We start from the raw sequence: 25,057 nt of genomic DNA, 5'->3' as shown, positions 1-25,057 counted from the left end.
TAAGCGAACGTTAACGAACCCTTAACGATGAAGCAAAGCATTTGAAACGTTAGGGTTAATCATCTCTGCGAAATCTGAGGTTGTATTGAGGCAGAGCGCGCCGCGGCTGTGGTCAGGCGATGGAGCGGAGAGGAATTGAGAGGACCTTGCCGTCCTTCTGACGCTGGCCATGCGAGGCCGTCAGAAGTTTCCGGACGCGCGCTGCAGGAACCGGCCGGCTGAACAAATAGCCCTGCGCTTCGGTGACCGTCCCGTCGGCGCTGATCAGTTCGAGTTGTTCGTTGGTCTCGATGCCCTCGACGACCACGGACATTCCGAGGTCGGCGCTCAGCCGCGCCACGCCACGCAGCAGCGTGAGCGGCCGGTCGCTATCGATTCCCTCGAGGAAGGATCGGTCGATCTTGACCTTCTGCAATGGGAACGTGTGCAGATAGCTCAGGCTCGAATAGCCCGTGCCGAAGTCGTCGAGCGCGATCCGCACGCCCTCGGCATGCAACTGCGCGAGCGCGTCGTGGGTGAACTGCGTATTGCGCAGCAACGACGATTCGGTGATCTCGATTTCGAGTCGGCTGGCCGGCAGGCCGGACACCTCGAGCGCGTAGCGCACCTCGTTGAGAATGTCGCGCTGATGGAATTGCTGCGACGAGAAGTTGACGGCCACGCTGACCTGCTGCGGCCACATCATGCACTCCATGCAGGCCTTGCGCAGGATCCAGCGGCCGAGATCGACGATCAGGCCCATATCTTCCGCCACCGGAATGATGTCGATCGGCGACACGGTGCCGCGCACCGGATGATTCCAGCGCAGCAGCGCTTCGCACGTCGTGATCCGGCCGGTCTTCAGATTGACCAGCGGCTGGTAGTAGAGCTCGAATTCCTCGTTGGCGAGCGCCTTGCGCAGATCGAGCTCGAGGATACGGCGCGCCTCGACGGTGTGCGCCATCTCTTCGCGGAAGAAGCAGAAGGTGCCGCGGCCGTCGGCCTTGGCGCGATACAGCGCCATGTCGGCGTTCTTCAGCAGGATGTCGGCGCGAATGCCCGGCGACGTCGTCGCGATGCCGATCGAGGCGCCGATCTCGACGACGTGATGGTCGATCAGATAGCGGTCGCTGAGACGATCGACGATCCGCCGCGCCAGCACCGCGGCGTCCTCGTTGGACCGGATGTTCTGCTGGAACACCACGAACTCGTCGCCGCCGAACCGCGCCACGAAATCTTCGGGACGAAGCATGTCGCGCAGCCGGTCGGCGACCGCGCACAGCAGCCGGTCTCCGAGCGGGTGGCCGAGGGTGTCGTTGACCTGCTTGAACTGATCGAGGTCGATGAACAACAGAGCCGACAGCCGGGTCTTGCCGTGGCCGTGCTCGATCGAGAGAATCCGTTCGATTTCGTCGCGGAACTGCACCCTGTTCGGCAAAGTGGTGAGTTCGTCGTAGCGCGCCAGATGCACGATGCGCGCTTCGGCGTTGCGGCGTTCGGTGATGTCCTCGACCAGCACCACGGTGCCGCCGCCGGGCATCGGCTGGAACGTCCAGGACAACGAGCGCGGCGCGGGCTCGTCGCCGACGGTGACGATCTCGCCGGCCAGCGAGTTGTCGATCTCGGACAGGATCAGGCGGCCGCTCGAGGCCGAGATGGCGCCCACCGTCACGCAGGACGCGACGATCTCGGTCGCGCTCGGCGAGCCGTCGGCGAGCGCCTTGCCGAGTCTCATCATCTCGGCGAAGCGGTTGTTCATGACGGCGAGCCGCCCGTCCGCCTGGAACATGCACAGGCCGTGCGGCATGTTGTTCAGCGCCGTATCGAACTGGTGAGCCAGCGCCGCCTCGCGCTCCCGCCCGATCCAGGCGTCGAGATAGATCCGCTGCAGGCTCGACGTCACATGCCTGATGGCGATGAAGAACACCGTGCTGAGCAGAGCCAGCGCCAGATAATAGATGCCGCCCACCGTGATCATCGCCAGGATCAACGGTCCGCAGCTCAACAAGACCTGCAGATGAAATATCTTGGGCCGTCCGAAGGTACGGCCGACGCCCGCCGACGTGTAGGCCACGACGGTGGTGATGCAGAGCATGTGCGCGCCGGTGTCGTGGATGTCCAACAGGACGACCAACGACCACAGGCCGAGCGCAATGCCGTGGCTGATCGCGCCCAGGCGATATCGCTGCTCCCAGACATCGGCATCGTGCTGAGAAAGGGGTGCGTTCCGCTTTCGGTAGCGGTGCATCTGCCATGCGCGCGCGATGCCGACCAGAACGAACAGGGGAACGAAGAGCCAGTTCCAGATATTGCCGGTGACGAAGCCGATCACGGAGGCCGCGATTCCGGGCCCGAACGCGCCGATGATCATCGGCGCCGGATTCATGAACAGCGAGTCGACCAGCCCGGCGTGAATCGCCGGCGACATCTCGTGATCGGCGTCTCGTTTTTGATTGGCGAGCTGCATCAGGCGCAAGCGGTCCTTTCAGCCCCGTTATATCCCGAGCAGATGAACTCTTTCTGAGTGAAGATGATTAGCGAGTCGTTACCGGACTCGTCGAGACCGGAAATATCTTCGGCTTCTTAGCGCGTTACGCGCAGGCTGCCTGCGACCGAAACGGCCGCCGGCAGATCGCCAAGAGAAACTTAACGATTTACGACAACAGCGGCGACCAGGCGGGGTCGGAGGCGTAGCCGGGCGTCGGGACCCGCAATTCGTTGCGGCCGGAGACGTCGACGGTGAACAGCGACGGACCGGCATTGCCGCCGGGATCGCGGAAGAACATCAGCACCCGGCCGTTCGGCGCGAAGGTCGGCCCCTCGTTGTGGAAGCCCGAGGTCAGAATCCGCTCGCCGGAGCCGTCCGGCTTCATGATGCCGATCGCGAACTGGCCGCCGCCCTGCTTGGTGAAGGCGATGTAGTCGCCGCGCGGCGACCACACAGGCGTCGAGTAGCTGCCCTCGCCGAACGAGATCCGCTGCGCCTGGCCGCCGCTGGCCGGCATCACGTAGATCTGCGGCTTGCCGCCACGATCGGATTCGAAGCAGATCCGGGCGGCGTCCGGCGAATAGGACGGCGAGGTGTCGATCGCCGGAGTGTCGGTCAGCCGCGTCGTCGACTTGGAGCGCAGGTCCATGACGAACAGGTTCGAATTGCCGCCCTGCTGCAGGCTCATGATGATGCGCTGGCCGTCCGGCGAGAATCTCGGGGCAAACGACATGCCGGGGAAGTTGCCGACGGTCTCGCGCTGCCCGGTCTCGATGTTGAACAGGTACACCTTCGGATCGCCCTGCCCGAACTCCATATAGGTGATTTCCTGGGTCGACGGCGAGAACCGCGGCGTCAGCACCAGATCGCTGCCGCGCGTCAGATAGCGGACATTGGCGCCGTCCTGGTCCATCAGCGCCAGCCGCTTGATGCGGCGGTCCGCCGGACCGCTCTCGTCGATGAACACGACGCGGCTGTCGAAGTAACCCTTCTCGCCGGTGAGCCGTTCGTAGATCTGGTCGGAGATGATGTGGGCGATCCGGCGCCAATATTCCGGCGAGGTGAAGTATTGCTGGCCGGCGAGCTGCTGGCCGGTGGCGACGTCCCACAGCCGGAATTCGGCCTTGAGCCGCCCGTCGGGCTGGCGCGTCATCCGGCCGGTGACCAGCGCCTGGGCGTTGATGCTGGTCCAGCTCTTGAACTGCGGCGGCACGTCGATGTTGGTGATCTTCTCGACATAGGCGGCCTGGTCGATCGGCGCGAACAGGCCGCTGCGCTTGAGGTTGTTGGTGATCACCTGGCTGACGCCGCTGCCGACCTCGTTGTCCGACGGCGTGCCGGCGACGAAATTCGGAATCGCGATCGGCAGCGGGGCGACGTTGCCCTCGGTGATCTGCACCCGGGCCTGGCCGAACGCGTCGCGCGCCGGTCCGAGCGCCAGCGCGCCCGCGGCAGTCGCGGCTGAGAGGAGGATCTGTCTGCGGTTCAAGTTGAGCGGCATGTTCGGGCAATCCATCGGTCAGTCGGATGTCGCGCGTGGCGGAACGCCGGCGATCGTCAGCAAGCTTCGCATCAGGTCCGCCGGTCGGTGAACACGGGCGCGAAGTATTTCCATTCCTCGAAGAACGCCGGCGGCAGCTTGTAGGGCTGGCACTCGATGATCGCCCGCAGCGCGCTCTCCTGATACACGCGCAAATAGGGCGTCGCCGGATGGCCCTCCGGCTGCGGCATCGACTCCAGCGTGCCGTCGCGCTTCAGCCGGATCACGAAGGCGGCTTCGGCGCGCTGCGCCTCGATGCCGCCATAGGGCTTTTTCCAGCAGCGCTCGACCTGCGACTGGAACATCGCGCCCCAGGTGGCGGAATTGTTCGCCGCGCTGCCCTTCGACAACCCCAGCGCCGCGTTCGAGTTCAGCGCGTCGCCGGCGACCGCCTGCCGGGTCGGATCGCGCTTGTCGAGCAGGGCGGCGATCTTCGACTGGTCGAACACCCGCTCGGCCTTGGGCTTGACCGGCTCCGGTGGCTTGGCGGCGGCCTCGGCCGGCTTCGGCGGCGGCTTTTTCTTCTCTTCCTTCTTCAGCGCCTCGGCGATCGGATCGACCTTCGGCTCCGGCTTCTTCTCGGCTTCCTTGGCTTCTTCCTTCGCCGGCTCCGGCTTCTTCTCGGCCTTCTTCGGCTCTTCTTTCTTCGGCTCTTCCTTCACCACCGGCTTCGGCGGATCGGGCTTCTTCTCGACCGGTTTTTCCTCGGTCTTCGGCTGCGGCGGCGGCGAGGTGTCGGTGATCACCGGCGCCTTCTCGCTGATCTTGCCGACGGTGTCCTCGACCGGCTTGGCCTCGGCGACCTTCTCGACCAGCGGCTTGGGATTTTCCTTCTTGCCGGAGCGCATGCCGGCCATCACCTTGGCGAGCTGATCCTCCGAGATGGTGTCGACCGCGACCGTATCTTGCGGCTCGAGCTCGAAGGCCTTCGACGAGAACGACAGCATGGCCCAGCCGAGCACGAGAACGTGCAACGCCACGGACGCCGCCAATGTCTTGTCGATCTTCACCTTCAGAAATCCTGCTCCATCCTCACGACGGCGCCCGCTGCTTCCCCGCTCAGGAGCCCTGCTCCGGCACGATCACGATATTCGCCTTGAAGCCGGCGGTGCGGATCTGGCCGAGCAGCTTCATCATGTCCGTATAGCAGACGTCCTTGTCGCCCCGAAGATAGACCACGTTGTCGGTGTCCGACCGCGTCGTCCGGATCGCCTTGATCTTGGCTTCCATCTCGGCCGGGGCGACCGGGCTGTCGCCGACATAGAGCTCGACCTGCGAGTTGCAGCCGCCGCCGGTCCGTTTCACCGACAGCGTCAGCGGCGGCGTATTGGACTGGATCTGCGCGCCGCCGCGGGCGACCGGCAGGTCGATGTCGATCGACGTGGTGAGCAGCGGCGCCGCCACCATGAAGATGATCAGCAGCACCAGCATCACGTCGACCATCGGCGTGACGTTGATCTCCGCCATCACCGGGCGCTTGCCCCGGCGACGTCTGCCGCCGCCTCCGCCGCCTGCCGCCATGTTCATCGACATGATCTGGTGCTCACCTTGCGCTCGCCTTCATCCGACTCATGCGCGCTCGTCGATCTGCCGCGACAGGATGGCCGAGAACTCGTCCGCGAAACCCTCCAGCCGCTGGGTCTGCCGGTTCACCTCCGACGTGAATTTATTATAGAAAATTGTCGCCGGAATTGCGGCGATCAGGCCGACCGCGGTGGCGAACAGCGCCTCGGCGATGCCGGGGGCGACCACCGCCAGCGAGGTGTTCTTGGACGCGGCGATCGATTGGAAGCTCGACATGATGCCCCAGACGGTGCCGAACAGGCCGACGAACGGACCGGCGGAGCCGACCGTCGCCAGCACCAGCAGCCGCCGCTCCAGCCGCTCGACCTCGCGGGCGATCGAGACGTTCATCACCTTCTCGATCCGCATCTGCAGGCCGGCGAAGGAGCGCGAATGGCTTTCGAACGAGCGCTTCCACTCGCGCATCGCCGCGACGAAGCAGGCCGCCATCGAATGCGTCGGCTTGGCCGACAGCGTGCGGTACAGGTCGTCGATCGATTCCCCCGACCAGAACGCCTGCTCGAAGCGGTCCATCGCGCGCTTGGTGCGGGAATAGAGGATCAGCTTGTCGATCGCGATCGCCCAGACCCAGACCGAACAGCCGATCAGCCCGAGCATCACCGATTTGACGATCCAGTGGGCCTGCCAGAACAGTGCGATCAGCGACACGTCGGCGGACACCAGCGGCATCGCTGATTGGGCAACCTCGGCCGGGTTCATGATCGCATATCCTCTCGCGCAAGGGGTTCGGCCGCAGCAGGCCTGGCGCGCGCCCCGGTTCCCGCAGCCACGCGCCGCATTCTGGCCAGAAGCGCCACCGCCAAGATTTGCGTTGTCAGTTGGGGACGGCCCGTCCGAAGCCGGGCCCTCAATCCCCTGCCAACGTGTCAAAACGAGGGCTGAAGGCGCATCTTGACGGCCCTAACCAAACGCTAATCAGGGTTAAGAAGGGGTTACGATGGCCGGGAAAATACCCGTGATCGCCCGAGCGGACGGCCCGCGCGCGCGCCCCGTCGCGGCTCAGGGCCGCGCAGCACCGGCCGAGAGCGCCAGAAGATGGCGCAGCTTGTCGGGATTGCGGACGACGTAGATCGCAACGATGCGGTCGTTTTCGACGGCGAGCGCCGTGGTCTGGATCAGCCCGTCGGGCTCGGTGGTGACGAAGCCGGGCAGCCCGTCGATCCGCCCGGCCGAGATCACGGCCGAGGCGCCGGGCGCATGCTTGCGCGCGAGGCCTTCGAACAGCCGGGCCACCTTGGCGAGGCCGAAGATCGGGTTCAACGTCGCCGGCCGCTTGCCGCCGCCGTCGCCGTAGAACACCACGTCGTCGGCGAGCAGCGCGGTGAGCGCCTTCAGATCGCCGCTGCGCGACGCCTCGAAGAACGCCCCGGCGATCGCCTGGCCGCGCTCCTCCGACACCGGAAAGCGCGGCCGCTCGGCGCGGACATGGCCGCGGGCGCGGGCGGCGAGCTGGCGGCAGGCGGCGGCGTCGCGGTCGAGCGTGCGGGCGATCTCGTCGAAGCCGAGGCCGAACACATCGTGCAGCAGGAACGCCGCGCGCTCCAGCGGCGACAGCCGCTCCAGCGCCAGCATCAAGGTGAGCGTGATGTCGTCGCCCTCGTCCTCGCACGGATCGGCGATCAGCGGCTCGGGCAGCCACGGTCCGATATAGGTCTCTCGCCTGAGCCGCGCCGATTTCAGCACGTCGAGGCACAGCCGAGTGACGACGCGCGTGAGAAACCCCGCGGGATCGCGCACCTCGGCGCGATCGGTCCGGTGCCAGCGCAAGTAAGCGTCCTGCACCACGTCTTCGGCCTCGGCGACCGAGCCGAGCATGCGATAGGCGACCCGGATCAGCCGCGCGCGCAGCGGCGCGAAGCTCGCTGCGGCGTCGTCGCTGATCGTGGGCTCAGGAGGCCCTGGCATGGACGGCGGCCGCGACCGGATGGATCAGGCGGAAGCCGATCGCGATCCGATTCCAGGTGTTGATCGCGCCGATCAGCATGGTGAGATTGGCCTGTTCGGCCGCGTTGAAGTGCTGCGTCAGCAGCGCGTAGTCCGCGTCCGGCGCGTGGGTCTGCGCGACCAGTGTCAGCGCCTCGGTCCACGCCAGCGCGGCGCGTTCGCGATCGCTGTAGACCGGCGATTCCCGCCAGGCGTCGAGCAGATACAGCCGCTGCTCGGTCTCGCCATGGGCGCGGGCGTCCTTGCTGTGCATGTCGAGACAGAACGCGCAGCCGTTGATCTGCGAGGCGCGCATCTTCACCAGTTCGATCAGGCTCGGTTCGAGGCCGCTGGCCTTGATGGTGGTCTCGAGCGCGACCATCGCCTTGTAGGCGTCGGGCGCGGCGGCGGCGGGGTTCAAACGGGGCTTCATCGTCGTCTCCTGCGGTTCACTGAGGATAGGACGAGACGGCGCGGCCGGGTGTGACATTGCCGCGAGCGAAAAATCAGCTCCCGAAACAAAACCGCCCGCCTGGGTCACAGGCGGGCGGCGATGACGATGGAAGTCACTGATTCGACGGGACGATCAGCCCTGCTGCGGCGCGTCGGGGGACGGCGCCGGCTTGGTGCGGTGCTGCGCCATGAAGGCGTCGAACTCTTCCTTGTCCTTGGCGTGGCGCAGACGATCGAGGAAGTCCTTGAACTGGACCTGCTCTTCCTCGAGCCGGCGCAGCGTCTCGCTGCGATACTCGTCGAAGGCGCGGTTGCCGCTCGACGGCGGGCCGAAGCCGAAACCGCTGCGGTCCATGCGCTCGCGCATCCGCTCCATCTTGTACTGCATCCGCTCCATCTTGTTGGAGAAGCGATCACCGCGATCCCAGCAACCCATGTTTCTGCTCCAGAGTGTGTAGAAGAGAAGTGCCAATCCGATCGGCCACCAGACGATGAAGCCGGCCACCGTCAGCAGGATCCAGCCCGGGCTCCAGGACGACCGCGGCGCGGGCTGATAGCGCTGTTGGGTCGGGCCCCATCGATTGTAGTCAGCGGCGTTCGCCATATGCCTCTCCATGACCGGCAACCGCCGGTGTGAATGTAAATAACATTTACATACGTAAGCCAATCCCTGGTTTTGTCAAGCGAGACCGGATTCTGGACGGGGCGACAATTTCGCGCGGCGCTCACATCGTGGTGAGCGACATCGCCTATGGGACGCTGCCCCACGGACCGGAACGCTTTGGTTCTGCAGGCTTTTCCGGCGGAGCGCGAAGGTCGGCCGAGAACCCGAGACCGCGCAGATAGATCAGCACGCCGGCTTCCAGCAGCTCTTCCGAGGCCATCGGCAATTTGCGCCGGGCCGCGTCGCCGCGGCCGAACAGCGACGCAATGCCGTGCGACATCGACCAGATGTGCAGCGCCATCATCAGCGCCGGCGGCCTTGCGACTCCCGGCGGCGTCAGCGCGGCGAGCCGTTCGGCGGCGGCGCGGATGACGTTGAAGGCGCGTTCCGACGCCGTCATCAGCAGCGGATTGGCGTCGACCGGCACGCCGGATTCGAACATCGCCGAGTAGTAGGCCGGCTCGTTGCGGGCAAAGGCCAGATAGGCCGGCCCGACCCGCATGAAGGCGGTGAGCGTGTCGGGACGGCCGTCGTCCCAGGCCTTGGCGAGCACCTGTTCGAACAGCTCGAAGCCGCGCTGGGCGATGTTCGACAGCAACTCCTCACGGTCGCGGAAGTGCCGATACGGCGCGGCCGGGCTGACGCCGGCCATCCGCGCGGCGTCGGCGAAGGTGAAGCCGGCCGGCCCCTTCTCCGCGATCAGCCCGAGCGCCGCCTGCAGCAGCGCCTCCTTCAGATTGCCGTGATGATAGCCGCGCTCGGCGCGGCGCTCTTCCTTGCGCCAACTCATGTGAAGGGCTTTTACATGAGGGAGATGCAAAGGTCACGGATTTCGACGGCGGGCCGGCGCCGGCTCCGACGCGCGCCAAGCACCGGAACTGCTTGCGGCGCACTTCAGGCAAAGATGAAAGTGGACAACCCTGTCCCGGGCGCGGTGCGGCACACAGGCCGCTCCGCTGAACCGGAACCCCGGTCCGGCGCCGACGTCACCGGGGCCCCGGATCAGCAGCGCACCACGCCGCAAAGCGGCGGCGCGCTGCGCTGCATCCGGGGCACGAAGCCGTCGAACTTCGGCAGATGCTCAGGCGCGGCCCTGCATGGCCTCGAATCCTCTCGCCGCCGCCTGCACGTCGGCCGAGAAATCCTCCATCTCCTGCACCTGCCGGATCTCGATGATCTCGTTCGGGCCGGCCGGGCAGCGGCTGGCCCAGGCGATCACCTCGTCGCGCGAGGCGACGTCGATCATCCAGTAGCCGCCGAGCACTTCCTTGACCTCGGCGAACGGCCCGTCGGTGACCAGCGGCTTACCGCCGGCGAAGCTGACGCGGGCGCCCATCGACGGCGGGTGCAGGCCTTCGCAGGTGATCAGCACGCCGGCCTGCTGCAGCGCCTCGTTGTATTTCATCATCGCCGCGACCGCATCGGCCTCGGGCATCTCGCCCGGCGCCGCGCTCTCGTAGCCCTTCGGGATCATCAGCATCATGAATCGCATGGTCGGCTCCCCTGTGGATCGTATGATCCTTGGACGAACCGCAGCGTGCCGCGCCGACAATCGTTGTGAAATTACTTGCCGGGTCATCGCGCCGGCGGGCGGCGACGCCTCGGAACCGGGTTGCGGCTGCGCGTCAGTACATGAAGTAGCGCTGCGCCATCGGCAACACTTCGGCGGGGGCGCAGGTCAGGAGTTCGCCGTCGGCGCGGACCTCGTAGGTCTCGGGATCGACCTCGATGTTGGGCGTCGCGTCGTTGTGAATCATGCTCTTCTTCGAGATGCCCTTGCGGACATTGGCGACCGGATAGAGCTTCTTCTGAATGCCGAGTTTGCGCGCGAGGCCGCCGGCGGCGGCGGCTTTCGAGGTGAACACCACCGACGACGCGGTCAGCGCGCGGCCATAGGCGCCGAACATCGGCTGGTAGTGCACCGGCTGCGGCGTCGGGATCGAGGCGTTGGGGTCGCCCATCGGCGCTGCGACGATGGTGCCGCCCTTGATGATGCAATCCGGCTTGACGCCGAAGAACGCCGGCGACCACAGCACCAGATCGGCCATCTTGCCGGTCTCCACCGAGCCGATCAGCTTCGACACGCCGTGCGCGATCGACGGGTTGATGGTGTACTTGGCGATGTAGCGCTTGACCCGGAAATTGTCGTTGCGCGAAGAGTCCTGCGGCAGCGCGCCGCGCTGCTTCTTCATCTTGTCGGCGGTCTGCCAGGTGCGGATGATCACTTCGCCGAGCCGGCCCATCGCCTGGCTGTCCGACGACATCATCGACAGCGCGCCGAGATCGTGAAGAATATCCTCCGCCGCGATGGTCTCCTTGCGGATGCGGCTTTCGGCAAACGCCAGATCTTCGGCGATCGACGGATCGAGATGGTGGCACACCATCAGCATGTCGAGATGCTCGTCGATGGTGTTGCGGGTGAACGGCCGCGTCGGATTGGTCGACGACGGCAGCACGTTCTTCAGCCCGGCGACCTTGATGATGTCCGGCGCGTGGCCGCCGCCGGCGCCTTCGGTGTGGAAGGCATGGATGGTGCGGCCCTTGAAGGCCTTGATGGTGTCCTCGACGAAGCCACTCTCGTTCAGCGTGTCGGAATGGATCATCACCTGAACGTCGTAGTCGTCGGCGACGGTCAGGCAATTGTCGATCGCCGCCGGCGTCGTGCCCCAGTCCTCGTGCAGCTTCAGCGCGCAGGCGCCGCCCTCGACCATCTCCTTCAGCGCCGCCGGGCGCGAGGCGTTGCCCTTCCCTGAAATACCAAGATTGACCGGGAAGGCATCGAACGACTGAATCATCCGACCGATGTGCCACGGCCCCGGCGTGCAGGTCGTCGCGAAGGTGCCGTGCGACGGCCCGGTGCCGCCGCCCAGCATCGTCGTGACGCCGCTCATCAAGGCATGTTCGATCTGCTGCGGGCAGATGAAATGGATGTGGCTGTCGAAGCCGCCGGCGGTGAGGATCTTGCCCTCGCCGGCGATGATATCGGTGCCCGGGCCGATGATGATGTCGACGTTCGGCTGGATGTCCGGATTGCCGGCCTTGCCGATCGCGGCGATCATGCCGGCCTTGATGGCGACGTCGGCCTTGACGATGCCCCAATGGTCGACGATCAGCGCGTTGGTGATCACGGTGTCGGCGGCGCCCTGGCGGTTGGTGACCTGCGATTGTCCCATGCCGTCGCGGATCACCTTGCCGCCGCCGAACTTCACCTCCTCGCCATAGGTGGTGAAGTCCTTCTCGACCTCGATGATCAGATCGGTGTCGGCGAGCCGGACGCGGTCGCCGGTGGTCGGGCCGAACATGTCGGCATAGACGGAACGCGAAATTCTGGTGCTCACAGCACGGCCCTCCCGGACGAGGCGGTTTCGTCATAGATGCGTTCGAGCCAGACATTGACGCCGCGGCAGCCGGCGACCACCTGGTCGGCCCAATCGAGATAGTCGACCAGCCGCTCGCGCTCCCAATCGTCGGGCGGCGAAAAGATCAGCGAGCGCAGATTGCTGATCTTGTCGGCGACCTTGACCATCCGGGCGCGACCACTCAGATGCGGCGCGTGCTCGACCTGCAGCCGCTTGCGCTCGGCCTTCGGCAGCGTCTTGTCGTCGGTGCATTCGATCACCAGCGCGGCGACGTCGTCGCCGAACTGCTCGATCAGTTCGTCGCGCGTCGTGCCGGAATCCTCGATGGTGTCGTGCAGCCAGCCGGCCGCGACCAGCGCCGCGTCGGAGCCGTCGGTCGCCACCGCCAGCAGCTCGGCGACTTCGGCGAGGTGATTGACATAGGGCTCCTTCGCCGCCCCCTTGCGCCGCTGTCCGGCATGGCACCGCGCGGCGAAATCCGCGGCGCGGGAGACGAGCACGAGGTCGGTCATCTACAACATCCCATCACTTCACTTCGAGCGACTGTCCCGGACATGGCTCGCCCCGTGCTAAATCTTCAAAGACCGGAACGAGAGGGTTCTGGCGGCCTTCTTGTCGAACGTCATGGTCGCATCGCAGCCGAAGGCGAGGTTGAGTTCACCGATCATGCAGTCGGCGAAATCGGCCAGCCCCATGCCATATTGCTCCACCGCGCGCTCGATCGATGCTGCGAACGGCAGCACGAATTCAGGAGCCGCGACGATGCGCTGCAATCGGGCATGGATCGCCTTGCGATCCAGCCCGAACGAGGCGCGCAACGCCCAGACGAACTCCACCAGCACCACCGGATTGATGAAGACGCTGCCCTGAGACCGCACCATGTCCCGCGCCGCCGCGGTCTGGGCGGCGTTGTCGTCCGCCTCGAAGAACCGCAGCAGCACGTTGGTGTCGACCGCGATCATCCCCGCCGCCTGCCCGGTCGGGGAAATTTCTCGACGATGGTCGCGGCGATCGCCTCGTCGATGTCCTTCCGCGTGCGCGCGCGGCCGCGCGGCGGCAGCCGCACCTCGTCGAAATTCTCGAAAATGCTGCGCCGCTTCACCGCCGTGACGGTGAGCTTGCCGGACGCCGACAGGTCGAAGTCGAGCCGATCGCCGGCCGTGACCCCGAGCCGCTCGCGGATCGGGGCCGGCAAGGTCACCTGCCCTTTCGAGGTGAGGGTCGCGGACGCTTTGTAGGACATCGCTCGAACTCCTTACATTCAAGGTAGTCCTTACATAGCGGGCCATCAAGCCTTGTCCAGTCTGCCCATCACGTCGCCGCGGAAGCCGTAAACGACGCGCTTGCCGGCGAGCGCCACGAGCTGCACGTCGCGGGTCTGGCCGGGCTCGAAACGCACCGCGGTGCCGGCGGCGATGTCGAGCCGCATGCCGCGGGCTTTGTCGCGGTCGAAGCGCAGCGCCGGGTTGGTTTCGAAGAAATGATAATGCGAGCCGACCTGGATCGGCCGGTCGCCGGTGTTGGCGACGCTGAGCGTCACCGTGGCGCGGCCGGCATTGAGCTCGATCTCGCCGTCTTCGATCAACAGTTCACCGGGGATCATTGCGACTTCCCTTTTCCCAGAATTGCTCGTTGACATCGAACTGATCGCGATGCCGGTCGACGTACTCGTAGAGCTTCACCGAGAGTTCATCGAGGTTCGGATTCAGCGGATCGTCGAAGGCGTAAACCTGATCGCGCACCTCGGCCGGCGCACGGCTCAAAATCCCGGATTGCGTCGCCGCAGAATGCCACGCCGTGCCCGGACGTGATGCAGCGATTGCGTCATCCATGGTCTCGGCCAACTCGATCGCGCCGACCTCTCTCAATGCGTCGCAAATGTAGGGCGTATATTCGCCGGTCGAGTTGGTGAAGAACTGCCAGACACCACCATTGTAGAGCTCTGCCTGAAATCGCCACAGCATGACGAAGATGCGCTGGGCGCCCTGAAGGTCAGGCTCCAGCCCCGAGTCGTACAGATACTCTCCATGCAGCTCGGCGAGGCAATGTCCGGCCGATGATGCGTCGATCGCCACGGCCCGTCACCGGATCGGCTGGTGCACGGTGACGAGCTTGGTGCCGTCGGGGAAGGTCGCCTCGACCTGGATGTCGTGGATCATCTCGGCGATGCCGTCCATGCACTGCTCGCGGGTCAGCACCTCGGCGCCCGCCTTCATCAGCTCGGCGACGGTGCGGCCGTCGCGGGCGCCCTCGACGATGAAATCAGAAATCAGCGCGATCGCCTCGGGGTGGTTGAGCTTGACGCCGCGCTCCAGCCGTCGGCGCGCCACCATCGCCGCCATCGAGACCAGCAGCTTGTCCTTTTCGCGGGGGGAGAGATTCATGCAGGCACTCGATCGATTGCGGAGGTCTTCAGAGCGAAGCGAACGATACTAACTCAGCCACAGCCGCGGCAGCGCGCGGCCGGCGGCGCGGCGCAGCACGGCCATCATGTCGGCGCGCAGCCTGGCCGCATCTTGAGCACAGAACCGCGCCATTGCAATTCCATTCCATGCGGTGATGCCGACCTCCGCACCGAAGGAGTCCGCGTCCTCGCGCAATCGTTCGACCAGCGCGGCATCGCCGGGCGCGATCAGCGCGGTGCCGATGGCGACGCCGCCTTTCGCCACCGCCGGCCGCGCCAGCAGCGCGCCGATGTCGCCGTCGAGCCGCACGGTTTCGGCGTAGACGAGCTTGCCGCCGACGCGCAGCCGCCAGCGGTCGGTGAAGCGGCCGGTCTGCATCGTCTCGCCCATCGCCGCGCGGCCGAAGATCACGGATTCGCACAGCAGCAGCGAGGCGCCGGCGGCGAGATCGATGTCGATCCGGCGCTCGACCCGGGCCTGATCGAACAGGATGGTTTCCTGCGGCAGCCAGGCGAGATGACCGCCGCTGGCGACTTGCAATGCGATGTCGAGCTGCGCCGCCGGGCCGTGCGAGCGATAGACCTTCTCGGCGGCGGCGGTGGTCAGCGTCAGCCGCGCCCCCTCGCCCACCGCGATGTCGACGCCGAAGCGATCGCCGCCGGCGACGCCGCCGGCGGTGTTGACCAGCACGGCCGAGAGCCCCTGCTGCTCGGGCGACGGAAAGCGCACGCGCAGCGAGCCGGCTTCGTGCAATCGCCCGCGCCGCGTCGCGCCGTCGACGGCGCGGACGTCGAACGCCACCTCGCCCTGGGCGCGGTTGGCAGCGAACACCGCCGACTGAACCGCGTTGGTGTCGGTTGCGATCATGCTTGTTGGCCGCAGAATAGCGCCAACGGCAGCGCGCTCCCTCTCCCGCTCTTGCGGGGGAGGGTTGGGGTGGGGGCGACGCGAGTCGCTGACTCTCGGCCGCATGGCCTGCGGACGAAGCAGATCACCAAAGCTCGGCTTCGGCGAAACGCCCCCTCACCCGGATCATCGCTGCGCGACGATCCGACCTCTCCCCGCGCGCGGGGAGAGGTGAACGCGGCGCTTCCGATCGATCGATGAGTTCGCCCCACGCACGGCGCGCTCCCTCGCCCCGCTCTTGCGGGGAGAGGGGTGGGGTGAGGGGCGACGCGCGTCACGGACTCTCGGCTATGCGGAGACGCCCCCTCACCCGATCGGCATCGCTGCGCGACGCCGATCGACCTCTCCCCGCGCGCGGGGAGAGGTGAAGAGGGGCGCGCGTGGTTATGCCGGAGCTGATGAGTCAAAGCCGTCCTACAGCGCCATCTGCCGGCTGATCTCGGCGGGGTCCAGCGTGGCGCGGTCGCAGGTGTATTTCACTGCGCCGCGGTCCATCACCGCAAAGCTGTCGCCGAGCTCGCAGGCGAAATCGAGATATTGCTCGACCAGCACAATGGCGATGTTGCCGAGGCTGCGCAAATAGGAAATCGCACGGCCGATGTCCTTGATGATCGAGGGCTGGATGCCTTCGGTCGGCTCGTCGAGCAGCAGCAGTTTCGGCCGCATCACCAGCGCGCGGCCGATCGCGAGCTGCTGCTGCTGGCCGCCGGAGAGGTCGCCGCCGCGCCGGCCGAGCATCGAGTTCAGCACCGGAAACAGCGAGAACACGTCGTCGGGGATCGACTTGTCGGCGCGCTTCAGCGGCGCGTAGCCGGTCTTGAGATTTTCCTCGACGGTGAGCAGCGGAAAGATCTCGCGGCCCTGCGGCACCAGCGAGATGCCGCGCCGCGCCCGCTCATAGGGCTTCAGATGCGAGATGTCGGCGCCGTCGAAGGTGATCGACCCGGACGCGATCGGCTGCTGGCCGACCATGGCGCGCAAGAGACTCGTCTTGCCGACGCCGTTGCGGCCGAGCACGCAGGTGACCTTGCCGGGTTCGGCCGCGATCGACACCCCGCGGAGTGCCTGCGCCGCGCCGTAGTAGAGGCTGATGTTGTCGACGTTCAGCATTGGCAAGTCCCAGGCAATCGAATTTCTGTTTCGTCATGGCCGGGCTTGTCCCGGCCATCCACGTCTTGACAGCGCGGCAAGACGTGGATGCCCGGCACAAGGCCGGGCATGACGGCGGAGAGTACCGAGAGAACGGCCGCCATCTTCACCGCCCCAGATACACTTCGACCACGCGCTCGTTCGCCGAGACGTCGTCGATGCTTCCTTCCGCCAGCACGGTGCCTTCGTGCAGGCACGTCACCTTGACGCCGAGTTCGCGGACGAAGGTCATGTCGTGCTCGACCACCACGACGGTCTTGTCGTGGCTGTTGATCTCTTTCAGCAGTTCGGCGGTCTGATGGGTTTCGACGTCGGTCATGCCGGCGACCGGCTCGTCAACCAACAAGAGCTTGGGGTCCTGCGCCAGCAGCATGCCGATTTCGAGCCATTGCTTCTGGCCGTGCGATAGGCTGCCGGCGAGGCGGTCACGCGCGTCGCCGAGCCGGATGATCTCCAGCACGCGGTCGATCCGCTTGCTCTCCGGCTCGCTGCGCCGCCAGAACAGCGTGCCGCGGACGCGGTGATCGACGTTCAGCGCCAGCAAGAGATTGTCCTCGATAGTCTGGCTCTCGAACACCGTCGGCTTTTGGAATTTGCGGCCGATGCCGAGCGTCGCGATTTCCGTCTCGTCGAGCCTGGTGAGGTCGGTGGTGCCGTCGAACACCACCTCGCCTTTGTCCGGCTTGGTCTTGCCGGTGATGATGTCCATCATCGTGGTCTTGCCGGCGCCGTTCGGGCCGATGATGGCGCGCATCTCGCCGGGCTCGAGCGTCAGCGACAGATTGTTGATGGCGTGGAAGCCGTCGAACGAGACGTGGACGCCGTCGAGATACAGCATCGCCGAGGTGGTGCGGGTTTCCAGCAGGCTCATCGCTTCACCAGATTCGGTTCGATCACGCCGTCCTCGCGCGCGGCACTTTCGGCCGCGGCGGCGGTTGCGCTGTCGCGCTGCGCCTTGTCTCTCTCCGCGCCCTCCTCCTTGCGGCTCTCCCACCAGGCATTGAAGGTGCCGATGATGCCCTTCGGCAGCAGCAGCGTCACCAGCACGAACAGCGCGCCGAGCATGAACAGCCAGTACGGCGCCAGCGGCCCGGAGGTGAACACGGTCTTGGCGTAGTTGACCACGATGGCGCCGAGCGCCGCGCCGACCAGCGTGCCGCGGCCGCCGACCGCGACCCAGATCACCGCCTCGATCGAATTGGCGGGGGCGAATTCGCCCGGATTGATGATGCCCACTTGCGGCACATACAGCGCGCCGGCGACGCCGGCCATGCAGGCCGACAGCGTGAACACGAACAGCTTGTAGGATTCGACGCGGTAGCCGAGGAACCGGGTGCGCGATTCCGCGTCGCGGATCGCGATCAGCACCTTGCCGAGCTTCGAGGTCACCACCGCGCGGCAGATCAGGAAGCCGATGCCGAGCGCGAGACAACTCAGCACGAACAGCGCGGCGCGGGTGCCGTCGGCCTGGACGTTGAAGCCGAGAATGTCCTTGAAGTCGGTGAGCCCGTTGTTGCCGCCGAAGCCGAAATCGTTGCGGAAGAAGGCGAGCAGCAGCGCGTAGGTCATCGCCTGCGTGATGATCGACAGATACACGCCGGTGACGCGCGAGCGGAACGCTAGCCAGCCGAAGCAGAACGCGAGCAGGCCCGGCACCACCAGCACCATCAGCGCGGCGAACCAGAACATGTCGAAGCCGTACCAGTACCACGGCAGTTCCTTGTAGTTCAGGAACACCATGAAATCCGGCAGCACCGGATTGGCATAGACGCCGCGGTCGCCGATCTGGCGCATCAGATACATCCCCATCGCGTAGCCGCCGAGCGCGAAGAACGCGCCGTGGCCGAGCGAGAGAATGCCGCAATAGCCCCAGATCAGGTCGATCGAGAGCGCGAGGATGGCGTAGCAGACGTATTTGCCGAACAGCGAGATCAGATAGGTCGGCACGTGCAGCGCCGAGCCTTCCGGCAGCAGCAGGTTCGACAGCGGCAGCAGCACGCCGACCGCGGCGAGCACCAGCAGGAAGATCGTCGCGCTGCGATTGAGCGAGCGGGTGAGGATGTGCGGGGTCATTGGCACCTCCCCCTCACCGCGACGCCGCGCGCGTCCCTCACCCATAAGGGCAAAGCGATCGCATCGGGAGTTTCGAAAGCCATTGCAACGGAGCTGCCTTCACCCTCCCCTGGAGGGGGAGGGTCGGCGGGTAGCGCGCGAAGCGCGGTGCACGCCGGGGTGGGGTGAGCCGCGGGCACGGCGGATGAACTCTTCGCCACCCCACCCCGCTCGCTGCGCGAGCGACCCTCCCCCTCCAGGGGAGGGTGATCCTCGGCCGCGGGCAGTGAGCGCGTGGCAAGTGCCCTCACCCCAGCCCTCTCCCGCCAGCGGGAGAGGGAGTCAGGCTGCGACTCGCGGAAGGGCGACGGCACAGAACTAACCATCCTCATGCCTCCACCGCCCTGCCCTTCAGCGCGAACAGGCCGCGGGGGCGTTTCTGGATGAACAGGATGATCAGCACCAGGATCGCGATCTTGGCCAGCACCGCGCCGGCGACCGGCTCGAGGAATTTGTTGGCGATGCCGAGCGTGAAGGCGCCGACCAGCGTGCCCCACAGATTGCCGACGCCGCCGAACACCACGACCATGAAAGAGTCGATGATGTAGCTCTGGCCGAGATTGGGCGACACATTGTCGATCTGCGACAGCGCCACGCCGGCGATGCCGGCGATGCCGGAGCCGAGGCCGAAGGTCAGCGCGTCGACCCGCGAGGTGGCGATGCCCATCGACGCCGCCATCCGGCGGTTCTGCGTCACCGCGCGCATCTCCAGGCCGAGCGCGGTGTAGCGCAGCATCGCCAGCAGGATCACGAACACGGCGAGCGTGAAGCACAGGATCCACAGCCGGTTGTAGGTGATGGTGATCTGGCCGAGTTCGAACGCGCCGCTCATCCAGCTCGGATTGCCGACCTCGCGGTTGGTCGGGCCGAAGATGGTGCGCACCGCCTGCTGCAGGATCAGCGACAGGCCCCAGGTCGCGAGCAGCGTCTCCAGCGGCCGGCCGTAAAGGAAGCGGATCACGCTGCGCTCGATCAGCACGCCGATCGCCCCCGCAACCAGGAAGGCCAGCGGCACCGCGATCAGCAGCGAATAGTCGAACAGCGCCGGATAGGAGGTGCGGATGGTCTCCTGCACCACGAAGGTGGTGTAGGCGCCGAGCATCACCATCTCGCCATGCGCCATGTTGATGACGCCCATCACCCCGAAGGTGATGGCGAGGCCGATCGCCGCCAGCAGCAGCACCGAGCCGAGCGACAGCCCGTACCAGGCGTTCTGCACCATCGACCACAGCGCCAGATTGCGCTCGATCGCGGCCTTGGCGGATGCGATGCCGCTCGCCACCGCGGCACTCTGCTCGCCCGGCACGCCGGTCAGGAGCGCCATCGCCTCCTGATCGCCGCGCGCCTTGAGGGTGGCGATGGCGTCGAGCTTGTCGACGTCGGAGGCATCGGTCTTGAACAGCAGGATCGACGCGCGGGCCTCGGCGAAGGCCTGCCGGGCGGCGGCGTTCTTCTCCGCCTTCAGCGCCGTCTCGACCGTCGCCAGCATGGTCTCGTCATGGGTCTTGAACACCGACTGCGCCGCCTGAATGCGCTTGCCGAGGTCCGGCGACATCAACGTCAGCCCGGCCATCGCGCCGGAAACGGCGCGGCGAAGCTTGTTGTTGAGGCGGACCGCCTCGGCCTTGTCCGGCAGCGCGGCGACGGCCTCGCCGGTCACCGCATTGCTGATCGCGCCGTCCTCGGCCTTGATGAAGACGGTCTTGGCGTCGGGATCGGCGAACAGCCGGCCGTCCTGCAACGCGACGATGATGGTGGCGGCGCGCGGATTGCCGCTGGCGACCAGTCTGCCGATCGCTTCCTCGGTGTCGGAGAACGAGCCCGCGGCAAACTGCGCGACGGCATCCTCGTAGGGACCGGCCAGCGCCGGCTGGGGCGCGACATGAAGAACAACGAGCGCGACGGCGGCGAATAACAGGCGCGACAGCAAGGGGCGCAGCAAATGAATCAGCGGCACTGAAATGTCCCGGCAAGGATGAAGGTGCGGAGCGTCGGACAGGATCGGGAGCGTCAGAGGTGAGAGGGCGGCGCGCAACCGGCGTCGCCGCCCTCTCTGTTGGTGAGTACGTCAGCGGATGATCGGGTGCCTGATCAAGTGCCTTCTCAGGTGCCTTGGCCGCCGCACTTCTTGGTCACGGTGTTGTAGTTGCCGCATTTCAGCGTCACCCAGTCGCCGATCAGGTCCTTGGAGCCGTCGAGCTCCTTCGACCAGGCGTCGCCGGGCACCAGGCCGGGGGTCTTCCAGACCACGTCGAACTGGCCGTCGCCCTTGATCTCGCCGATGAACACCGGCTTGGTGATGTGGTGGTTCGGCAGCATTTCCGAGGTGCCGCCGGTGAGGTTCGGCGCCTTGGTGCCGGGCAGCGTGTCGATCACCTTGTCGGCGTCGACGGTGCCGGCCTTCTCGACCGCCTTCACCCACATGTTGAAGCCGATCACGGTGGCTTCCATCGGGTCGTTGGTCACGCGCTTCGGGTTCTTGGTGTAGGCCTGCCAGGCCTTGATGAACTTCTCGTTCTCCGGGTCCTTGATCGACTGGAAGTAGTTCCAGGCGGCGAGATGGCCGAGCAGCGGCTTGGTGTCGATGCCCGCGAGCTCTTCTTCGCCGACCGAGAACGCCACCACCGGAATGTCGGTGGCCTTGATGCCCTGGTTGCCGAGCTCCTTGTAGAACGGCACGTTGGCGTCGCCGTTGATGGTCGAAACCACGGCGGTCTTCTTGCCGGCCGAGCCGAACTTCTTGATGTCGGCCACGATGGTCTGCCAGTCCGAATGACCGAACGGCGTGTAGTTGATCATGATGTCTTCCTGCTTGACGCCTTTCGACTTCAAGTAGGCTTCCAGAATCTTATTCGTGGTGCGCGGATAGACGTAGTCGGTGCCGGCCAGCACCCAGCGCTGCACCTTCTCTTCCTTGGCGAGATAGTCGACCGCCGGGATCGCCTGCTGGTTCGGCGCGGCGCCGGTGTAGAACACGTTGCGCTCGCTCTCCTCGCCTTCGTACTGCACCGGATAGAACAGGATCGAATTCAGCTCCTTGAACACCGGCAGCACCGATTTGCGCGACACCGAGGTCCAGCAGCCGAACACCACCGAGACCTTGTCCTTGGTGATCAGCTCGCGGGCCTTCTCGGCGAACAGCGGCCAGTTCGACGCCGGATCGACCACCACCGCTTCGAGCTTCTTGCCGAGCACGCCGCCCTTCTTGTTCTGCTCGTCGATCAGGAACAGCACGGTGTCCTTCAGCGTGGTTTCGCTGATCGCCATGGTGCCGGACAGAGAGTGCAATACGCCGACCTTGATGGTGTCGTCGGCAGCCTTCGCGGGCGCGAAGGTCGACAGGCCGACAGCCAGACCGGCGGCGGCCGCCAGCCAGGTGCGCCGGCTGATCGGCGTCGCCTGATGAAGCTTTGATCCAATACGCATGCGGTATTATCTCCCTGACGCAGAATGGTTGTGCCCCGGCCCCACGGCCGTCTGCAGCCAGAGAATCGCAAGAAGCGTGCCATGCCCCGGGGCGCTGTTAAGAAATTGATAAGACTTCTGAAAAGTGCCTTGGCCGAAAACTGCCCGGATCACATCGCCTATATATTAGGCTGAGAATCTGCCGGCGCATTGGACAATCAGCACATTTGGTGTGCACGCGAATCGGCGTGACTAAATTCTGCTCGGCAACTGCACGGCCCGCCATACGATTCGACCTTGAAAGCGCCGCTTTGATGTTCCATATGTTTTGCAAGACCTTGAGAATCATCAGGTCGCCGCGAGCCGCGTGTTCTGATCCCCGTGTTCTCGATATCGAACCGTTCGATATCGGATATCGGCTTCTGGCTCGTCTTTCAGCCGATTAGAGCCGACGCTCCAAACACGCGAGCGTCCCGGTTTGTGCGCGCACCCGACCAAAGCCGTCGGGCGCTTGCTTTCACCATGGAAAGAACCAATCTTTTGACCTCGTTTCAGGATTTCGGCCTCGCCGATCCCATCTCCCGTGCGCTTCAGGAAGAAAATTACACCGTCCCGACGCCGATCCAGGCGCAGACCATTCCTCTCGCACTCGCCGGCCGCGACGTCGTCGGCATCGCCCAGACCGGCACCGGCAAGACCGCCTCGTTCGCGCTGCCGATTTTGCACCGCATCCTCGCCGACCGCATCAAGCCGCAGCCGAAGAACTGCCGCGTCCTGGTGCTGAGCCCGACCCGCGAACTCTCCGGGCAGATCCTCGACAGCTTCAACGCCTATGGCCGCCACATCCGCCTCAGCGCGACGCTGGCGATCGGCGGCGTGCCGATGGGCCGCCAGGTCCGCTCCCTGATGCAGGGCGTGGAAGTGCTGGTCGCAACCCCGGGCCGCCTGCTCGACCTCGTGCAGAGCAACGCGCTGCGTCTCGGCCAGGTCGAATTCCTGGTGCTCGACGAAGCCGACCGCATGCTCGACATGGGCTTCATCAACGACATCCGGAAGATCGTCGCCAAGCTGCCGATCAAGCGCCAGACGCTGTTCTTCTCGGCCACCATGCCGAAGGACATCGCCGATCTCGCCGAGCAGATGCTGCGCGATCCGGCCCGCGTCGCGGTGACGCCGGTGGCCTCCACGGTCGAGCGCATCAACCAGCGCGTGATCCATCTCGATCATTCCGCCAAGCCGGCGATGCTCGCCACCATCCTGCAGCAGGACGGCGTCAACCAGGCGCTGGTGTTCACGCGCACCAAGCACGGCGCCGACAAGGTGGTGAAGGGCCTGCAGCGCGCCGGCATCGCCGCCGACGCGATCCACGGCAACAAATCGCAGAACTATCGTGAGCGCGTGCTCGCGGCGTTCCGCACCGGCGAACTGCGTACGCTGGTCGCCACCGATATCGCCGCCCGCGGCATCGACGTCGACGGCGTCAGCCACGTCGTCAATTTCGACCTGCCGAACATCCCCGAGACCTACGTGCATCGCATCGGCCGCACCGCGCGCGCCGGCGCCGAGGGCACCGCGATCTCGCTGTGCGCCGGCGGCGAAGAGACGGGCTATCTGCGCGACATCGAGAAGCTGATCCGGATCGCGCTGCCGAAGGAAGACCATCGCACCCCGGGCGCGAAGCCCGCCCCGTCCACCGCGCCGCAGCGCGGCGGACAGCGCAACGGCCAGCAGCGCAGCGGCGGCCAGCGCAACGGCGCGGCGCCGCATGGCGCCCGCGGCGGCGACGCTGCTCCCGGATCGAAGGATCCGCGCCGCCCGCGGCGCGCCAGCGGACCGAACGCCGGACGCCATCCGGACGCTTCCCGGCACGAACCGGCAGCTCGGCCCCAGCACGGCGGCGGACAGGCCGAAGGCCTGCAGGGCGTCGCGTTTTTGCAGCGCAAAAATGATCGCCCCGCGAAGACCACCAATCAACGCCCGCAACGCTGATCAAGACCGATCTGGAGATCACAATGGCTAAAGAAGAGCTGATCCAGTTCGAAGGACTGGTGACCGAAATCCTTCCCGACGCGCGGTATCGTGTCCAACTGGACGCCGGACACGAGATCGTTGCCTACACCGCAGGCAAAATGAAGAAGAACCGCATCAAGACGCTGGCCGGCGACCGGGTCACGATCGAGATGTCGCCCTACGATCTGGAGAAGGGCCGGCTGATCTTCCGCCACAAGGACGAGCGTCCGGGCGGCACCGGCGCGCCGCGCGGCGGCCCGCCGCGTGGTCAGTTCCGGCGCCGCTAGGTCGCGGCCCGCAGCTCCCACGACAGGCGCTTTGCCGGCTCCGGCAAAGCGCATCCACCGACGATGATAAACTGCCGCACCAAAAAATCGCGCATGTCAGGATTGTTTTGAGCGCAGGCTTCGCATAATATCCGTTAATCGATTTTCGGCCGGACGACATTAGCTACTACCGGTATAGCCGGTTCAGACGCTGACGACCCTTCCAAAATTCGATCTCACCAGCCCGCCTGGTCATCAGATGGGCTCCGACTGTCTATATTGAGAAGGGACTACCCCCGTGAGCATGGGAACCGTGAAGTGGTTCAACGCGACCAAGGGCTACGGCTTCATCCAGCCGGACGATGGCGGCAACGACGTGTTCGTACACATCAGCGCCGTCGAGCGCGCGGGCCTCGGCACGCTGCGTGAAGGCCAGAAGATCAGCTACGAAATCGTCGCCGATCGCCGTTCTGGCAAGTCGTCGGCCGACAATCTGCGCGCTGCGAGCTAAGCAGAACGTCCGGACGAGGATACCGAGGCCGCGCCACAGCGCGGCCTTTTCAATTGCAGCGACTTCAATTTGTGTGACGGCCGCACCCCAGTGCGGCCTTTTCAATTTGAGGGCCCGAATTTCAGGAGCCCGAATCTGAGTAGCTTGAATTTCAGTAGCGTCAATTTAAGCGTTTGATCGATTGATTGAATCGAACCAGCCCTCGCCAAATGCACCGATCCTCATCCTGAGGAGCCCGGCGAAGCCGGGCGTCTCGAAGGATGCGGCGACGCAGGGCCGGCGGCGCATGGTTCGAGACGGCGC

At 65.7% G+C, this 25,057-nt stretch carries 26 protein-coding genes; 3 read left to right on the top strand and 23 right to left on the bottom strand.

The genetic code is table 11. The features are described from left to right. Positions 1-112: 112 nt before the first annotated feature. The 23 genes from SR870_RS01630 to urtA form a co-directional block, all read right to left on the bottom strand. Positions 113-2,446: a putative bifunctional diguanylate cyclase/phosphodiesterase gene (locus tag SR870_RS01630; protein WP_322516312.1), complete on the bottom strand. Its 2,334-nt coding sequence runs from the start codon at positions 2,444-2,446 to the stop codon at positions 113-115. Positions 2,447-2,633: 187 nt separating this feature from the next. Then, positions 2,634-3,983, bottom strand: a complete 1,350-nt coding sequence (gene tolB, locus SR870_RS01625) for a Tol-Pal system beta propeller repeat protein TolB (protein WP_322516311.1) — start codon at positions 3,981-3,983, stop codon at positions 2,634-2,636. 56 nt (positions 3,984-4,039) lie between these two features. After that, positions 4,040-5,017, bottom strand: coding sequence for a protein TolA (locus tag SR870_RS01620; protein ID WP_322516310.1), 978 nt, complete (start codon positions 5,015-5,017; stop codon positions 4,040-4,042). A 49-nt stretch (positions 5,018-5,066) separates the two neighbouring features. After that, entirely contained in the window at positions 5,067-5,540 is a 474-nt protein-coding gene (locus SR870_RS01615) for an ExbD/TolR family protein (protein ID WP_322516309.1), read from the bottom strand. 36 nt (positions 5,541-5,576) lie between these two features. Beyond that, positions 5,577-6,290, bottom strand: coding sequence for a protein TolQ (gene tolQ / locus SR870_RS01610; RefSeq protein WP_322516308.1), 714 nt, complete (start codon positions 6,288-6,290; stop codon positions 5,577-5,579). Between the two features lie 300 nt (positions 6,291-6,590). Further along, entirely contained in the window at positions 6,591-7,496 is a 906-nt protein-coding gene (locus SR870_RS01605; RefSeq protein WP_322516307.1) for a sigma-70 family RNA polymerase sigma factor, read from the bottom strand. Continuing rightward, a complete protein-coding gene (locus tag SR870_RS01600; RefSeq protein WP_322516306.1) occupies positions 7,480-7,947 on the bottom strand; it encodes a carboxymuconolactone decarboxylase family protein in 468 nt (155 codons plus the stop codon). The genes SR870_RS01605 and SR870_RS01600 overlap by 17 nt, the downstream gene beginning before the upstream one ends. A gap of 153 nt (positions 7,948-8,100) precedes the next feature. Beyond that, entirely contained in the window at positions 8,101-8,571 is a 471-nt protein-coding gene (locus SR870_RS01595; RefSeq protein ID WP_322516305.1) for a DUF2852 domain-containing protein, read from the bottom strand. A gap of 145 nt (positions 8,572-8,716) precedes the next feature. Then, positions 8,717-9,421, bottom strand: coding sequence for a TetR/AcrR family transcriptional regulator (locus SR870_RS01590; protein ID WP_322516304.1), 705 nt, complete (start codon positions 9,419-9,421; stop codon positions 8,717-8,719). Between the two features lie 291 nt (positions 9,422-9,712). Further along, the gene (locus SR870_RS01585) at positions 9,713-10,123 is read right to left on the bottom strand and encodes a YciI family protein (RefSeq protein WP_322516303.1); all 411 of its coding nucleotides are present in this window, start codon (positions 10,121-10,123) and stop codon (positions 9,713-9,715) included. 133 nt (positions 10,124-10,256) lie between these two features. Continuing rightward, positions 10,257-11,969, bottom strand: coding sequence for an urease subunit alpha (gene ureC / locus SR870_RS01580; RefSeq protein ID WP_322516302.1), 1,713 nt, complete (start codon positions 11,967-11,969; stop codon positions 10,257-10,259). After that, positions 11,966-12,502, bottom strand: a complete 537-nt coding sequence (locus SR870_RS01575) for an HD domain-containing protein (RefSeq protein WP_322516301.1) — start codon at positions 12,500-12,502, stop codon at positions 11,966-11,968. Before SR870_RS01575 ends, ureC begins: the two co-directional genes overlap by 4 nt. Before the next feature lie 57 nt (positions 12,503-12,559). Then, a complete protein-coding gene (locus SR870_RS01570) occupies positions 12,560-12,952 on the bottom strand; it encodes a type II toxin-antitoxin system VapC family toxin (protein WP_322516300.1) in 393 nt (130 codons plus the stop codon). Further along, the gene (locus SR870_RS01565) at positions 12,949-13,233 is read right to left on the bottom strand and encodes an AbrB/MazE/SpoVT family DNA-binding domain-containing protein (protein ID WP_322516299.1); all 285 of its coding nucleotides are present in this window, start codon (positions 13,231-13,233) and stop codon (positions 12,949-12,951) included. Before SR870_RS01565 ends, SR870_RS01570 begins: the two co-directional genes overlap by 4 nt. Before the next feature lie 45 nt (positions 13,234-13,278). Next, a complete protein-coding gene (locus SR870_RS01560) occupies positions 13,279-13,593 on the bottom strand; it encodes an urease subunit beta (protein WP_322516298.1) in 315 nt (104 codons plus the stop codon). Next, positions 13,580-14,065, bottom strand: a complete 486-nt coding sequence (locus SR870_RS01555; protein WP_322516297.1) for a DMP19 family protein — start codon at positions 14,063-14,065, stop codon at positions 13,580-13,582. The genes SR870_RS01560 and SR870_RS01555 overlap by 14 nt, the downstream gene beginning before the upstream one ends. A 6-nt stretch (positions 14,066-14,071) precedes the next feature. Then, the gene (locus SR870_RS01550) at positions 14,072-14,374 is read right to left on the bottom strand and encodes an urease subunit gamma (protein WP_322516296.1); all 303 of its coding nucleotides are present in this window, start codon (positions 14,372-14,374) and stop codon (positions 14,072-14,074) included. A 48-nt stretch (positions 14,375-14,422) separates the two neighbouring features. Continuing rightward, positions 14,423-15,262, bottom strand: a complete 840-nt coding sequence (locus SR870_RS01545; protein WP_322516295.1) for an urease accessory protein UreD — start codon at positions 15,260-15,262, stop codon at positions 14,423-14,425. A gap of 453 nt (positions 15,263-15,715) precedes the next feature. Continuing rightward, the gene (gene urtE / locus SR870_RS01540) at positions 15,716-16,411 is read right to left on the bottom strand and encodes an urea ABC transporter ATP-binding subunit UrtE (RefSeq protein ID WP_322516294.1); all 696 of its coding nucleotides are present in this window, start codon (positions 16,409-16,411) and stop codon (positions 15,716-15,718) included. 145 nt (positions 16,412-16,556) lie between these two features. Next, on the bottom strand, positions 16,557-17,321 hold the full coding sequence (gene urtD, locus SR870_RS01535; protein ID WP_322516293.1) for an urea ABC transporter ATP-binding protein UrtD: 765 nt from the start codon (positions 17,319-17,321) through the stop codon (positions 16,557-16,559). Next, complete coding sequence (gene urtC / locus SR870_RS01530) at positions 17,318-18,523, bottom strand: urea ABC transporter permease subunit UrtC (protein WP_322516292.1); 1,206 nt, start codon at positions 18,521-18,523, stop codon at positions 17,318-17,320. Before urtC ends, urtD begins: the two co-directional genes overlap by 4 nt. A gap of 367 nt (positions 18,524-18,890) precedes the next feature. Then, the gene (gene urtB / locus SR870_RS01525) at positions 18,891-20,492 is read right to left on the bottom strand and encodes an urea ABC transporter permease subunit UrtB (RefSeq protein WP_322518379.1); all 1,602 of its coding nucleotides are present in this window, start codon (positions 20,490-20,492) and stop codon (positions 18,891-18,893) included. 173 nt (positions 20,493-20,665) lie between these two features. Continuing rightward, complete coding sequence (gene urtA, locus SR870_RS01520) at positions 20,666-21,988, bottom strand: urea ABC transporter substrate-binding protein (RefSeq protein WP_322516291.1); 1,323 nt, start codon at positions 21,986-21,988, stop codon at positions 20,666-20,668. A 501-nt stretch (positions 21,989-22,489) separates the two neighbouring features. Here urtA and SR870_RS01515 point away from each other — a divergent pair. The 3 genes from SR870_RS01515 (at position 22,490) to SR870_RS01505 (ending at position 24,754) form a co-directional block, all read left to right on the top strand. Next, positions 22,490-23,956 (top strand): DEAD/DEAH box helicase, encoded by a 1,467-nt coding sequence (locus tag SR870_RS01515; RefSeq protein WP_322518378.1) that lies wholly within the window; start codon positions 22,490-22,492, stop codon positions 23,954-23,956. Between the two features lie 23 nt (positions 23,957-23,979). Further along, positions 23,980-24,264 carry a translation initiation factor IF-1 gene (gene infA / locus SR870_RS01510; protein ID WP_119856567.1) on the top strand — a complete coding sequence of 95 codons (285 nt, stop codon included), beginning with the start codon at positions 23,980-23,982 and terminating at the stop codon, positions 24,262-24,264. 277 nt (positions 24,265-24,541) lie between these two features. Then, positions 24,542-24,754, top strand: a complete 213-nt coding sequence (locus tag SR870_RS01505) for a cold-shock protein (protein ID WP_011440687.1) — start codon at positions 24,542-24,544, stop codon at positions 24,752-24,754. Positions 24,755-25,057: the final 303 nt, after the last annotated feature.

This window comes from Rhodopseudomonas palustris, from assembly GCF_034479375.1.
Taxonomy (GTDB): domain Bacteria; phylum Pseudomonadota; class Alphaproteobacteria; order Rhizobiales; family Xanthobacteraceae; genus Rhodopseudomonas; species Rhodopseudomonas palustris_M.
The sequence above is the reverse complement of the archived record's forward strand: the minus strand, read 5'-3'. Positions and strand labels throughout refer to the sequence as shown.

Excerpts from the sequence above, each read along its gene's own strand:
- SR870_RS01630 (WP_322516312.1), bottom strand. The coding sequence starts at position 2,446 with ATGCAGCTCGCCAATCAAAAACGAGACGCCGATCACGAGATGTCGCCG.
- tolB (WP_322516311.1), bottom strand. The coding sequence starts at position 3,983 with ATGGATTGCCCGAACATGCCGCTCAACTTGAACCGCAGACAGATCCTC.
- SR870_RS01615 (WP_322516309.1), bottom strand. The coding sequence starts at position 5,540 with ATGTCGATGAACATGGCGGCAGGCGGCGGAGGCGGCGGCAGACGTCGC.
- tolQ (WP_322516308.1), bottom strand. The coding sequence starts at position 6,290 with ATGAACCCGGCCGAGGTTGCCCAATCAGCGATGCCGCTGGTGTCCGCC.
- SR870_RS01605 (WP_322516307.1), bottom strand. The coding sequence starts at position 7,496 with ATGCCAGGGCCTCCTGAGCCCACGATCAGCGACGACGCCGCAGCGAGC.
- SR870_RS01600 (WP_322516306.1), bottom strand. The coding sequence starts at position 7,947 with ATGAAGCCCCGTTTGAACCCCGCCGCCGCCGCGCCCGACGCCTACAAG.
- SR870_RS01595 (WP_322516305.1), bottom strand. The coding sequence starts at position 8,571 with ATGGCGAACGCCGCTGACTACAATCGATGGGGCCCGACCCAACAGCGC.
- SR870_RS01590 (WP_322516304.1), bottom strand. The coding sequence starts at position 9,421 with ATGAGTTGGCGCAAGGAAGAGCGCCGCGCCGAGCGCGGCTATCATCAC.
- SR870_RS01585 (WP_322516303.1), bottom strand. The coding sequence starts at position 10,123 with ATGCGATTCATGATGCTGATGATCCCGAAGGGCTACGAGAGCGCGGCG.
- SR870_RS01575 (WP_322516301.1), bottom strand. The coding sequence starts at position 12,502 with ATGACCGACCTCGTGCTCGTCTCCCGCGCCGCGGATTTCGCCGCGCGG.
- SR870_RS01570 (WP_322516300.1), bottom strand. The coding sequence starts at position 12,952 with ATGATCGCGGTCGACACCAACGTGCTGCTGCGGTTCTTCGAGGCGGAC.
- SR870_RS01565 (WP_322516299.1), bottom strand. The coding sequence starts at position 13,233 with ATGTCCTACAAAGCGTCCGCGACCCTCACCTCGAAAGGGCAGGTGACC.
- SR870_RS01560 (WP_322516298.1), bottom strand. The coding sequence starts at position 13,593 with ATGATCCCCGGTGAACTGTTGATCGAAGACGGCGAGATCGAGCTCAAT.
- SR870_RS01550 (WP_322516296.1), bottom strand. The coding sequence starts at position 14,374 with ATGAATCTCTCCCCCCGCGAAAAGGACAAGCTGCTGGTCTCGATGGCG.
- SR870_RS01545 (WP_322516295.1), bottom strand. The coding sequence starts at position 15,262 with ATGATCGCAACCGACACCAACGCGGTTCAGTCGGCGGTGTTCGCTGCC.
- urtE (WP_322516294.1), bottom strand. The coding sequence starts at position 16,411 with ATGCTGAACGTCGACAACATCAGCCTCTACTACGGCGCGGCGCAGGCA.
- urtD (WP_322516293.1), bottom strand. The coding sequence starts at position 17,321 with ATGAGCCTGCTGGAAACCCGCACCACCTCGGCGATGCTGTATCTCGAC.
- urtC (WP_322516292.1), bottom strand. The coding sequence starts at position 18,523 with ATGACCCCGCACATCCTCACCCGCTCGCTCAATCGCAGCGCGACGATC.
- urtA (WP_322516291.1), bottom strand. The coding sequence starts at position 21,988 with ATGCGTATTGGATCAAAGCTTCATCAGGCGACGCCGATCAGCCGGCGC.
- SR870_RS01515 (WP_322518378.1), top strand. The coding sequence starts at position 22,490 with ATGGAAAGAACCAATCTTTTGACCTCGTTTCAGGATTTCGGCCTCGCC.
- infA (WP_119856567.1), top strand. The coding sequence starts at position 23,980 with ATGGCTAAAGAAGAGCTGATCCAGTTCGAAGGACTGGTGACCGAAATC.